The following is an 11,959-nucleotide window of genomic DNA, read 5'->3' as shown; positions in this document are numbered from 1 at the left end:
CAACGCCGTCGATCCCCACGCCTGGCTCGCAGACACCATCGCCCGCATCCCCGACTACAAGATCACCAAGGTCGATGACTTGCTGCCGTGGAAATGGCGCGGGTAGCGGTCAGGCCGGACGCTTACTTGACTCGTTTTGCGCTTATGTGTTGTCGAGCGAAACGCTCAGCTTTTAACACTTTGATTTATTTGTATAATTTGGTTGCGAGGGCAGGATTTGAACCTGCGGCCTTCAGGTTATGAGCCAAGACCCTAGCGATTCCGATAGTGTAAGGATTTCAAGAGTTTGCACAACAAGCCTTTGATTTCACGAACTTTCCATCTCCACAATGGCCAACTTTGAACCTCATTCACCCTCTCCGTCCGCGCCAAATCGGCGTACGCGCGTTGACATGGCGTTGACACGCGTAGTGCGGTTGCCTCGACGGGATTGATCATTGTGACCATGAAAGTCCGGGGCCGATCACGTGATCCTGAAGTCGGCCTCTCGATAAAAACCAAAGTCATTCAACCAAGTCACCCCGCAGGAACCGCACACATCCGGCACCTTCCTATTGGCCCGTTGCTTGGAGGGCTTGGATAACTCCTTCGTAACAACGGTGCGATCCGATTTTCCGAGAGCGTAGGCAACGAGGAACGGGTCTTTGCCGATCTTCTGCATTTCCGTGGCATCAAGATCGGGGGCATAGCCGCTGGCAACAACATGCCGCAGGGATGCGACATCAATACGCTCGCTCAAACGCAGAGCGGATTTCGCATCTTCGCCTTTCAACCAGTCGGCAACTTCGTCCCGTCCAGCCGTAACCTCGTCGGCAATCTCATTCGGAATTTTCACGCGCCCGGCATTCCCACATTCGATTAACCAATCCCAAAACTGCGGAATGCGCTCAATCGGATAATAGTCGGCATTTGCCCGAATCAATGTGTTCGCATCAAGAAGGTAGAGCACTAAGTCGCCTTCCTTCTCTGTGCCCCAGTTCCGAGGCCCAAGACACTAGAAAGCAGAGGCTCAACCGCCCCAGGGCGCACCCCGAGGATTTTCGCAGCTGTGGTATGCGTGACTGCATCCGCCCGAAGCCCATGCCCAACGAATCGCAAGAGCGCATCACCCAACCTGTGCCTCCGGACGATGTAGTAATTCGGCCCGCTCTCGCTGTTCCGGTTTTTCTCTTTATCGTTGGCGCGTTGTCGTTTCCATTGTTCGCCCAAGATGCGTACAACCTCTCCGTAGGTCTCTGCATCGGTCTTCTTCTCGCGCCAAAGGCGATAGGCCGCCATCGCTTTGCTGATATGCCAGTCCCGGCACAGCGTTTCCGCCTCCTGCATTACGGCCTCGATGGTTGCCAATCTGGGAACTCGGGCTAAAGCTTGATCTGGCAGAAGCAACTCGCCCGCAACATCGTTGCAGAACCGTTCTATGCGAGCGTTTGGCGTGTGAGGCTCGGCTGTCGTCGGGAGACCACTTACACCCGTGTTGCCGACGAAGATATGCGCCAGCTCGTGGATCAGTGTGAAAGACCACGCCGCCTTGGCGTCCTGATCGTTTATCACGATCATAGGCGCCAGATTGTCGGCAACTGCGAAGCCGCGAAAAACCTTCGGGGATATCGCAGTATGGTGACTTCCGAGGTCACCCAACAGAATTACGAAGACGCGAAGGGACTCGGCCCTGCGCCGCAACTCGGCAAAAAGATCCTGCGGGTCGCGCATGCCCCTCCGAAAGCCGCGGTCGTCCTCGATTCCGAGAGCAGCCTTGATCCTGCCTGCCGCCTGCTGAATCGGTGTCCTGACCGACAACGTCCCCACGAAGTTGATAGGCTCAGCGTCTTCGTCGTCTTCCATCATGTCGCGTAGGATGCTCTGCCTCGTCCGCACATCCCTGACAAGCGCGTCAAGGCGCGCAGCCTCCTGGGGCGCGACGGGCGTTCGCATTGTCCGGAAGTCCTCGCCCCTGTCTGCCGGGCGAGGTGGCTCTGCCATGTAAAGCGCAAGGAGCGGACGGTGATATGCGGAAGCCATCTTTGCCAACTGCGCTTGGGATGGCGCGCGCTCGCCTGTCTCCATCGCGGCGAGCTTTTCCGCATCCGTGCCGCGCGTGCCAGAAGTCAAACCGATCTTGTGCGCAGCCTCCTCGATGGAGAGCCCCGCCGTCTCGCGCGCCCAGACAAGGACCGCAGGATTGATCGCTTCGTCAATATTCATTCGCCCACTGCAGCGTCACATGCCAAACTAGTATCTTCATTCTCCCTAGATGGGCGTGAAATTCCAGTGAAGAAATCAGTCAATGGATTTTGGTCGGAGGTTCACGGCAATGTGAGTCTTTGCGGCAACCGCTGGCTCAGTACCTGCTTGCCGCCCGTAGGGATAGCTATTCACCCAAAAGCCTCTCCTTCTCCCAGCTGGCGCCAAAGGTCGACTGTAGCTGCAAGTCCTGCAAACCGCCGGTTGCGGTTTTTGTGAGGGGCAAGATCGCGCGCAGACCAAGCATCATTTCGTCCCCATTCGGTACAACTTCCATCGCGAGACCTGGCCGCGGTCGACATCGACGGGAGTCGCGTTAACCCACTACTAACCCTACGGAACCTTATCCACAGCTTCTTTTGCAGCCACCCCCTTGCCTCGAATCGAAGCCGGGTGCAGTCATGCACGTCTGAGGAGAGCAGCCCTCAACCAAGAAGCATAACAGGCTGAAACGACGGCACACCAGGTCGAAGAAGGCGCTTTGGCGTCCTGATCGGCTGTGCCGCTTTTTCCTGTTTTGCACATAGAAAAACCACGGCCAGCAGGCGGCACAGGCACGTTTCCTCCTCTGGTCTCTTTTGAGGACGGATTCATTGTGGCGTTACCACCCCGTGTGTTCTTTACACTTCACGAAGCCTCGGCCCGCTGGGGCTGTTCCATTGCCGACATCGCCGGTTGGGCAGCCGTCGGCAAACTGAAGATCATGACCGGAATCGGTCTTGTGCGCTGCGGCGACAGGATCGTCATAGGCCAAATCACGATCTCTCCCATGGACTTGCAGCCCTTGTTCCGGCGCTGCGGCACCGGGCCGGTCGAAGGGTTGGTGCGGCGGATCATGCCTTCCGATAGCGCGCACTGGCTGATCATTACCGAGCCGCCAACCGGTGTTATCGTCGCGGTGGCCGACATGCTGATCCTGGCGGAAGACGTGTTCGCCTTCGAGGAAGATCACGACATGGTCCGCCGCCCCGCGACCGGCGCCAATGGCGGAACATCCTATGCTTGGGAGGGCATGAATGTCGCTTTGATCCAACGGATCCATGATCGTGGCCTGCCTGCGACGCAAGCAGAACTCATCGCCGAAATGCAAGGCTGGTTCGCCGACCAATCCGACGGCATGAAGATGCCCGACAGCCGCAGCATTCGCAGGCGCATCACGCCGATCTGGCGGGCACTGCGAAAGGAAGATGCCTGAAGGATTGGACGCCACGCTGGGTGTTGGCGTCACGCGGTCTTGCGATCCACCGGCGTGGCATCGGCATCGTGCACCAGCTTCGGGCGCGGGCGGAACATGCTGGCGACGGCATCGACGCCCGCGCGCAGGGGGGAATCCATAAGGTGGGCATAGCGCTGGGTTGTCTGCATCTGGCTATGACCCAGCAATTTGCCGATCATTTCCAGCGAGGCCCCTCCACTGACCAGCAGGGACGCGAAGGTGTGGCGCAGGTCGTGGATCCTGACATCCGGCAGTTTGGCGTCCTTCTGGACGTTGATCCAGAACCGGCGGATTTCCTTCACTGGCTGGCCAGGCGTGTCGCCGGGGAACAGCCACGGGTTGCCCTTTGTCACCACCAGCTGGCGCTGGCGGACGATGGCGGCCACCTCGGCCGAGATCGGGATGCGGTGGATCTTACGCTGCTTGGTGCTGGCGGCGGGCTTTGACCAGCTGCCCAGCTCCAGATTGAACTGTTCAAACCGGGCCTGCCGCACCTCGCCGACCCGGCTGCCAGTCAGCATGCAGAGGCGGATGATCCCCGCCGCGCGCTGGTCCGTGGCGGCGTCCAGCACCTCGGCCAGCCTGCCGATCTCCTCCTGCGACAGGAAGCGTTCGCGCTCGTTCTCGATCCGCTTCTTGAAACCGGAGGCCGGGTTGTCCGTGCGCCACCCCCAGCTGATGGCGAGGGTGAACATCTTGCGCAGCACTTCGCCTACGCGGTTGGCGCGGATCGGTGTCGGCTTTGGCCCCTGCAGCTTGCGCGCCCGGTTGTTGGGCTTTTCCTTTGAGGGCCGCGCCCTGCCCTTGGCGATGATGTTCAGCAGCTTCGCGACATCATGCGGCGTGATTTCCGTCACCAACTTCCTGCCCCAATGCGGGGCGACCAGCTTGGTCAGCATCGACCGCTGGTCGGAGGCATTGGTCTTGGCCAGATGCGGCACATGCTCGGCCAGATAGCGGTCGATCATGTCGCTGAACCGTGGCGCCTCGCGCAGATCGTCGCGCGCGCCCAGCGGATCGCCACCCTCGTCAATCACCCTGCGCAGTTGGCGTGCCCGTTCGCGGGCGGCGGTCACCGTCCATTCCGGCCAGCGCCCGATGGCCATGCGGCGCTGAGCCCCGGCAAAGCGGTAATCCAGATAGAAGGACCGGTTGCCCGACCGGAGGATGCGGATCGAAAAGCCCCGCACCTCGGGGTCGAACACCTGGTAGTCCCGCCCGACCTCGGGCTCGCACTCCCGCACGGATTTATCGTTCAATCGCAGACGCTTGACCATGGATGGCTTCCCCTTTCGCCTGTGACACAGGCGTAGATTCGCAGGCTTATCAAGCGAAGCACGGGGATCAGGGTGGCGGGGAGGCGCAGGGTGGCGCTGAAACGCCGCATCAATGCCACCCCTTGTTTTATTGAGACTTTTGCAAAATCCGCAGCGGGCGCAGCCCGGAAGATGGACCAGTTCGGCGCGGCGCTTGGCACTAAGAACCGGATTCCTGAAGAAATCCTGTAAATCCTCAATGAAATCAGGGGGTGGCGCGGTTTCGGCGCATTAACGCCACCCTGCCACCCCCTGAATGTCCGCAAATGCTGGCAAATGTCGGCCAATGTGGGCGAAGCGCGCCGAACAGGTCAAATCCGATCCGGCGACGGGGTGGCGGGTGACGCTGCAGGGCCTAGAGCCCTCGCGCGGGCGGACGCCTGAACCCCGAAAACTTCAATGAAACAAGGGGTGGCACGCATTGGGCAATTCCAGCGCCACCCTGCGCCTTCCCGCCACCCCAGAGCGCCTGCGCTTCATGACCCCGAGAAATCAGCCCGCGCCGGGCGATGAAGGGGAAACAGAAGATGACGGCAACAGAAACATCGCGGCGATCCGCCGGGCAGGGACTTTTGGGGGGGCTGGATCAGCCGCCTCGACCTTGCGCTGGAGCTTGGCGTGACGGTCGAAACCCTGCGGCGCTGGGAGGCCCAGCGCTTTGGGCCGCCCTGCGTGCGGGCGGGTCGGAAGGTCTATTACCGCCGCGATGGCGTGCACGACTGGCTGCAGTTGCAGGAAGTGCCAAGCCCCCGGCGCGGCGGTGGCCGTCGATGAATGCCCCGCGGCCCCATTCCTTCGCCGCATCGGCCGGTTCCGCCGACTGGATGCACGACCGCTTGATAGAAGCCCGCGGCATCCTGGCCGACCCGACCCGGCACCCGTCTTCGCTGGTGATCATTGCCGCGCGCGTCGTCGTCGGCCTGACCGACGATTCCGCCGAATGCGCCGAGGCCGTCGACATGCTGCACGCTCGTGATCCACGCCCTCTGCATGCCATCGCCGCGTCGATGTTGCAGCACGGCGGTGCCGCATGAACCGCCGCAGTACTCCCGAGGCCGACGCCCAGCGCGCCATCGTCCAGGCGCTGCGCTTTGCGCTGCCCCGCGATGCCATCGTCCATCACTGCGCCAACGAGGTGACCGAGGCCGGGCCGCGCGGCGCCCGTCGCCAGGCGATCCTCGTCGGCATGGGTGTCCATGCCGGTTTCGCCGACCTGATTGTGATCTCCGGCGGCCGGGTTCTCTTCCTCGAGGTCAAGAGCCAGACCGGCCGGTTGCGGAAATCGCAGGAGGTGTTCCGCGACACGGTCGTCACCCAAGGCTTCGGCTGGGCGCTGGTCCGCACCATCGACGACGCGCTGGGCGTGCTCGCCGATCACGGCTTTACAAGCCGCGTGCAGATCCAAGGCCGGAGGGTCGCACGATGAGCCACCGCGCGACCATCTGGGCCATCCAGCAGCGCGGGCTGAAACCCGCCACCAAGATCGTGCTCTGGTTCCTCTGCGACCGGCACAACCCCGACTTCGGCTGCTTCCCGACGCAGGCCCGGCTGGCCGAGGACGCGGAAATGTCGATCTCATCCCTGAACGAACATCTGGCCCGGCTGCAGGAGCTGCGGCTGATCCACCGCGTCCGCACGCATGATCCCCGCACCCACAAGCGACAGGCCACCCGCTACATCCTGGGGTTCGAGGAGGGCTTCCCGCAAGAGCCAACTCCGGAAAGCGGAGACGGGTTCGACGGAACGGAGGAAGAACAGGAGAACGACCCATCTCCGGAATCCGGATACGGAAATGACCCCGGAGCCATCTCCGGATTTTCGGCAAAGCCATCTCCGGATTTTGCCGAAAGCCATCTCCGGAATCCGGAGACTAACCATGTAAGAGAACCCTTAAGTAAACCTGTAAAGGAGGAGGAGGGCGCGCGAGCCTGCGCAGCGATCTCGGATCAGGTTTTCGGGGAACTGCTCGACGCGCTGGGCCTCGATCCCGCCGCCCTGCCCGGCTGGTGGCAAGGCTGGCCGCCCCGGCTGCATGTCCAGCGCTGGCACGACGAGCTAGGGCTGACCGAGGCGGAGATCGTCGCGGTCGCCGAGGCCTCGCGCCAGGATCACCCCGAACCGCCCGATGGGCCGAAGGCGCTGGACCGCGCCATGCAGCGCGCCGCCCAACGCAAGGTCGAGGATACCGGGCGGAATCGGCGCAAGCCGAAAGCCCCACCCACCCCGGCCGCACCGCCGATCACCGATCTGCCCGCCTTCTATGCCGAGTTGGTCAACGGCGACCGCTACCTGCCGGTCAGCGCGATCAGCAACACGATGCGCGACGCCATGCTGGCCCGGGGACTCGTCACCGAGGATCGCCTTCGCGAACGGGGGATCCGGTGAATGCCCTGGTGTTTCGTCCCCGGCACGGATTGTCCCTCTGTGCAGGCGGCGGAGGCCTGGATATGGGCCTCATGCTCGCCGAGCCCGGCTTCCACACCCGCGCCTTCGTCGAATGGGAGGACTGGCCACGCGCCGTTCTCATCGCGGCCCAGCGCGCCGGGTATTTCGCCCCGGCCCCAATCTGGGATGATCTCCGCAGTTTCGATGCCCGGCCGTTCCGCGGTGCCTTCGACGCCGTCCTCGCCGGATATCCCTGCCAGCCCTTCAGCGCGGCAGGAAAGCGCGCTGGCGCCAATGATCCCCGCCACCTCTGGCCAGAGGTCGCCCGGGTCATCGGGGAATGCCGCCCGGAATGGGTCTTCCTCGAAAACGTCAGTGGCCATGTCACCCTCGGGCTTGAGACCGTCCTGCGAGAACTTTGGGGGCTGGGCTACACGCCTGCGGCGGGCCTGTTCAGCGCGGCAGAGGTCGGCGCGCCGCACAAGCGGCTCCGCATCTTCATCCTGGCCCACACCGATGAGCCTGCATCCCGGCACGGATCGGTACAACCCGGCCGGGAACAGCGACTTCACGAGGAAGGCCGAGGCGCTGGCGCTGGGCATCACCAACTGGTCGACGCCCAAGGCGACGGACGGCGCGAAGGGCGGCCCGGGTCAGAGCTATGGTTCGGGCGGGACGCCTCCCTTGCCAGCGCAGGCGGCGCAATGGCCTACCCCAGCGGCGCAGAACTGGAAGGGCAGCAGCGAGGCCAGCATCACCCGGGCCGATGGCAAATCCCGGATGGACCTCCTGCACTACCGGGCGGAGCAAGGCTTCACCCGCCCGGCCCCGGCGATCATGCTGGATGGGCATCGGTCCTCGCCACACGCCCCGATCTCGCGCCCGCTTTGGGCTTCGATGATTGCCTCGCATGGGCGCGTCGTCTCGCGGCGAATCCTCAAGGGCCGGTCGCGGCGGCGGCTGAACCCGCTCTTCGTCGGATGGCTGATGGGCTGGCCCATCGGGCACGCGCTTTGCGCCTGCTCGGCAACGGAGTTCATCCACTGGCAGCAGCGCATGCGTGGCGCGCTCTCGCAACTGCCCATGGCCTCGGGCCCGTGGATCTGGTGGCCGACGGACCAGGCCCAGCGCCCGGCACAGATGACCCTGTTTGAAGGAATGGATCCATGAGTTTTCAGGGAACGATCAGCCGCGCTGGCGGCACCAAGGTCAAGCGCGCGCTGGGCGTGCAGGCGGCGCTGGAGTGGGCGTTCCGGACCGAACAGGCCCAACTGGAACTGCCGCCGCCCCGGGACATCACCGACGAAGGCTTCGGCTTCGGCCTGGAATATGTCCTCCTGAAACGAGCCGCGCTGGGCTGCAAGGTCGACGGCGGCCAGCACAAGATGGGCAGCTACACCCATCCCGACGCCGAGGTGATCGCCGCCACCGTCGCCGGGATTCCCGACAGCCTCGGCGGCAAGCGCATGGCGATCCGGGTGGCGGAACTGGCGCGCGCCGGTCTGACCCCTGACTGGATGCCGGGCGTCGTCCCGCGCTGCGTCCCAGTAGAAACCAAGAACAACCAGCATGGTGAGCGGGCGACGACCATCGTCGTCGGCACCGAACGGGTGAAGACGCGCGGCAAGTGGCGAACGGTCGAGTTGCTGGCTTGCCCGGTCACTTGGCGGCCGCACCCTGAACAGATCGCATCCGCCCGGCGCGGCTATGCGGACTGGTGGCAGGCGCTGAACTGGGTCCGGGATTGGCTGACAGCGGGAGGGATGCTGCGGGATGTCGAGGTGACGGCGGGAATGCCGAAGGTGCGTCCGTGGGGAGATGGGTCATGATGCAGCACAGTTGCGGGGATTCTGACCCGTAGCATTGATCCGTTTGAAAGAATCTCTCGATGCCAACGCCTAGAGCGGCTAACCCTATGCCATGTTCACCGCATATCACAGCAAGTACACCGCCCACGACCTGACAAAGCTGGCGCCTCCAGGTTCCGACGATCAGCTTTCAATGTCGCTATTCGACGCATCAGTGGACCTTAACCCACACCAAATTGAAGCCGCAATGTTCGCTCTGCAATCACCGCTTGCGGAGGGAGCCATTCTTGCTGATGAAGTTGGTTTAGGTAAAACCATCGAGGCCGGAATTGTCCTTTGCCAGAAGTGGGCCGAGCGGAAACGAAAGCTGATCATCATCTGCCCGGCCGCGATCCGCCAGCAATGGGCGGCGGAGTTGACCACTAAATTCAATCTCCCAGCGGTGGTGATCGACGCGCGAACCTATCGCCAAATTAAGGCTGATGGCATTCCGCTCCCCTTGTCGCAGAAACGGATTATAATTCTCTCCTATCACTATGCCGCCAAGCTTCAGGATGAGTTGCGCCAGGTCGAATGGGACCTCGTCGTAATCGATGAAGCCCACAAACTTCGAAATGCCTATCGTCCAAGCAACAGAATCGGGCAGGCATTGCAGCGGGCTGTCGAAGGTCGGAAGAAACTGCTACTGACCGCAACACCACTTCAGAACAGCCTGATGGAGATTTTTGGGCTGACAAACTTCATTGACCCCAACATTTTTGGGGACGCAAATAGTTTCCGCGCGAAGTATGTGAATGCAGGGGGCGATCTTCCAGAACTTAGGGCCAGACTGGCGGATTTCTGCAAGCGGACGCTCCGGAAACAGGTGCTTGAATACGTCAAGTATACCCAGCGCCGTGCCATGACACAGCCGTTCTTTCCCGCAGAAAACGAACAGGCGCTGTATGACGGCATCACCCGTTTCTTACAACGGGAGGACACCTATGCAATTCCATCCCAGCAACGTCATCTGACTGTCCTGATCCTTCGCAAGTTGCTTGCTTCATCCACTCAGGCGATTGCAGGGACGCTCGAAACTTTGCGCGCACGTTTGGAGGCCCTTCGCAAAGGCGAGCCAGTCAAAGGGGACCTCGCGGAAGTCATATCCTTCGAAAACGAGCTTGAGGAGGAGATCTTTGAGGAGTGGGATGACCAAGATGAAACGCTCGAGGTTAGCCCAGACCAGATTGATTACGTCAAGCTTCGGCGTGAGATTGATGATCTCTCGATTTTGATCCAGCTGGCGCACTCCATCCACACTGATACCAAGTCGAAGGCCCTGCTAAAGGCGCTTGAGATCGGCTTCTCAGAACAGCAACGGATGGGTGCACATCGCAAAGCTTTGATCTTTACCGAGTCGCGGCGCACGCAGGACTACTTGCGCGACTTCCTGGAAAGGAATGGGTACGCAGGGCACGTGGTGACCTTCAGCGGTACAAATTCCGACCGCAAGGCGCAGGACATCTATGAACGCTGGGCTGCTGACCCCGCGAATAGGGAACAGATCACAGGGTCGCGGGCAATCGACGTCCGCGCCGCGCTCATTGATGGGTTCCGCGACCGCGCGCCGATCATGATCGCAACAGAGGCCGCTGCCGAAGGGGTGAATCTTCAGTTTTGCTCTCAGGTGATCAACTATGACCTTCCTTGGAACCCGCAGCGGATCGAACAGCGGATCGGCCGCTGCCATCGGTATGGCCAGACCCACGACGTCATCGTTGTGAATTTCCTGAACGAAAGGAACGACGCCGATAAGCGTGTCCACGCCCTTCTGACCGAGAAGTTCAATCTGTTTGACGGTGTTTTTGGCGCATCCGATGAGGTCCTTGGGACGATTGAATCGGGCGTCGACTTTGAAAAGCGCATCCTGGCAATTTATCAGGACTGCCGGACACCCGAGGCAATCGCCGCTGCTTTCGACGAGTTGCAGGCCCAATTGGAGGAACAGATCCGCAGCAGGATGGAAGATACACGGCGTGCGCTGCTCGAAAACTTCGACGAAGATGTGCACTCCCGACTGAAGCTGCGGCTGGCCGATGCGCGTGAACAGCTAGACCGTGTCGGCCGCAAGTTCTGGGATTTGACGGGCGCGATACTGTCCGACCGCGCGGAGTTTGATGAGGCCAATCTTGCCTTCAACCTTGTCGCACCGCCCGCGCCTGATCTTCGGCCCGGGCGCTATCATCTGATTTCGCGGAATTCTGCGGCGGATTACGCCACGAACGAACATGGGTATTTTCTATACCGTCTCTCGCATCCCCTCGGTGAGCATGTCATCGCTACGGCCAAAGCTGTGGATACGCCGGTCGCAGAGCTGCGCTTCGATGTGACCAATCACCCGACACGTGTGGCGATTGTCGAAACACTTAAAGGTCGGCGCGGTTGGCTAACCTTACGCAAGCTGACCGTCACGACGTTCGAGACCGAGGAATACCTACTCTTCTCCGGCATCGACGACAACGGTCGCTCCATCGACCATGAGGCCTGCGCCAAGCTGTTCTCAGTAGGCGCAGCCGTGCATCCAAATGAATCGCTGGCCAGCGCCATCGCCGACCGTCTTCAGGCAGAGGCCGAACAGCACGCCAAAGCCACCCTGAACCGGTCGCTGGATGCCAACAACAAGCACTTTGCCTCGGCCCGTGAAAGGCTGGAGCGCTGGGCTGAGGACAAGGTCTTCGCGGCCGAAAAGGCGCTGAAGGACACCAAGGAACAGATCAAGGCCGTGCGTCGCGAAGCGCGGGCGGCCACCACTCTCGAAGAAGAGGCTGCTATCCAGGCCAAACTGCAGGAACTGGAACGTCGCCAGCGTAAGCAGCGGCAGGAAATCTTCAACCAGGAAGACGAAGTGGCCGACAAGCGGGATGAGCTGATCGCCAACCTGCAAAAGCGTCTTAGCCGTGGCCATTCGGTTGAATCGCTGTTTACGGTTCGCTGGGCCGTCGTGTAGACCAGCC

General features: G+C 61.6%; 13 protein-coding genes and 1 pseudogene. 11 read left to right on the top strand and 3 right to left on the bottom strand.

Features of this window, described 5'->3' with window-relative positions; genetic code table 11:
- The coding region (locus G4Z14_RS16365) for a transposase domain-containing protein (protein WP_164627642.1) at positions 1-106 on the top strand (106 nt) is incomplete at its 5' end.
- Positions 107-463: 357 nt separating this feature from the next.
- On the opposite strand, the gene G4Z14_RS16360 is transcribed toward G4Z14_RS16365, so the two are convergent.
- Positions 464-949, bottom strand: coding sequence for a DUF4411 family protein (locus G4Z14_RS16360; protein ID WP_164627640.1), 486 nt, complete (start codon positions 947-949; stop codon positions 464-466).
- Positions 949-2,202 (bottom strand): ImmA/IrrE family metallo-endopeptidase, encoded by a 1,254-nt coding sequence (locus G4Z14_RS16355; protein ID WP_164627638.1) that lies wholly within the window; start codon positions 2,200-2,202, stop codon positions 949-951. Before G4Z14_RS16355 ends, G4Z14_RS16360 begins: the two co-directional genes overlap by 1 nt.
- Positions 2,203-2,854: 652 nt before the next feature.
- Between G4Z14_RS16355 and G4Z14_RS16350 the strand changes: the two genes are divergently transcribed.
- Entirely contained in the window at positions 2,855-3,436 is a 582-nt protein-coding gene (locus G4Z14_RS16350) for a hypothetical protein (RefSeq protein WP_321573066.1), read from the top strand.
- A gap of 29 nt (positions 3,437-3,465) precedes the next feature.
- Here G4Z14_RS16350 and G4Z14_RS16345 read toward each other — a convergent pair whose 3' ends face one another.
- A complete protein-coding gene (locus G4Z14_RS16345) occupies positions 3,466-4,734 on the bottom strand; it encodes a tyrosine-type recombinase/integrase (protein ID WP_164627636.1) in 1,269 nt (422 codons plus the stop codon).
- Positions 4,735-4,824: 90 nt separating this feature from the next.
- Here G4Z14_RS16345 and G4Z14_RS16340 point away from each other — a divergent pair, with 90 nt between their 5' ends.
- From G4Z14_RS16340 to G4Z14_RS16305, 9 genes and pseudogenes are all read left to right on the top strand, one after another.
- On the top strand, positions 4,825-4,965 hold the full coding sequence (locus tag G4Z14_RS16340) for a hypothetical protein (RefSeq protein WP_164627635.1): 141 nt from the start codon (positions 4,825-4,827) through the stop codon (positions 4,963-4,965).
- Positions 4,966-5,391: 426 nt separating this feature from the next.
- Entirely contained in the window at positions 5,392-5,547 is a 156-nt protein-coding gene (locus G4Z14_RS16335; protein WP_321573065.1) for a transcriptional regulator, read from the top strand.
- Positions 5,544-5,807, top strand: a complete 264-nt coding sequence (locus tag G4Z14_RS16330) for a hypothetical protein (RefSeq protein ID WP_227751815.1) — start codon at positions 5,544-5,546, stop codon at positions 5,805-5,807. Before G4Z14_RS16335 ends, G4Z14_RS16330 begins: the two co-directional genes overlap by 4 nt.
- Positions 5,804-6,199, top strand: a complete 396-nt coding sequence (locus G4Z14_RS16325) for a VRR-NUC domain-containing protein (protein WP_164627633.1) — start codon at positions 5,804-5,806, stop codon at positions 6,197-6,199. Before G4Z14_RS16330 ends, G4Z14_RS16325 begins: the two co-directional genes overlap by 4 nt.
- Entirely contained in the window at positions 6,196-7,158 is a 963-nt protein-coding gene (locus G4Z14_RS16320; protein ID WP_164627631.1) for a helix-turn-helix domain-containing protein, read from the top strand. The genes G4Z14_RS16325 and G4Z14_RS16320 overlap by 4 nt, the downstream gene beginning before the upstream one ends.
- Before the next feature lie 62 nt (positions 7,159-7,220).
- A pseudogene (locus tag G4Z14_RS18980) lies at positions 7,221-7,625 on the top strand (DNA cytosine methyltransferase); the annotation flags it as partial.
- Positions 7,626-7,674: 49 nt separating this feature from the next.
- Positions 7,675-8,328 (top strand): DNA methyltransferase, encoded by a 654-nt coding sequence (locus tag G4Z14_RS18975; protein ID WP_227751814.1) that lies wholly within the window; start codon positions 7,675-7,677, stop codon positions 8,326-8,328.
- On the top strand, positions 8,325-8,987 hold the full coding sequence (locus G4Z14_RS16310) for a hypothetical protein (protein ID WP_164627627.1): 663 nt from the start codon (positions 8,325-8,327) through the stop codon (positions 8,985-8,987). The genes G4Z14_RS18975 and G4Z14_RS16310 overlap by 4 nt, the downstream gene beginning before the upstream one ends.
- 91 nt (positions 8,988-9,078) lie before the next feature.
- Positions 9,079-11,952: an SNF2-related protein gene (locus G4Z14_RS16305; protein ID WP_164627626.1), complete on the top strand. Its 2,874-nt coding sequence runs from the start codon at positions 9,079-9,081 to the stop codon at positions 11,950-11,952.
- Positions 11,953-11,959 lie beyond the last annotated feature (7 nt).

Source organism: Tabrizicola oligotrophica, assembly GCF_011008935.1.
GTDB lineage: Bacteria > Pseudomonadota > Alphaproteobacteria > Rhodobacterales > Rhodobacteraceae > Tabrizicola_A > Tabrizicola_A oligotrophica.
This window is presented reverse-complemented; position numbering and strand designations above follow the sequence as displayed.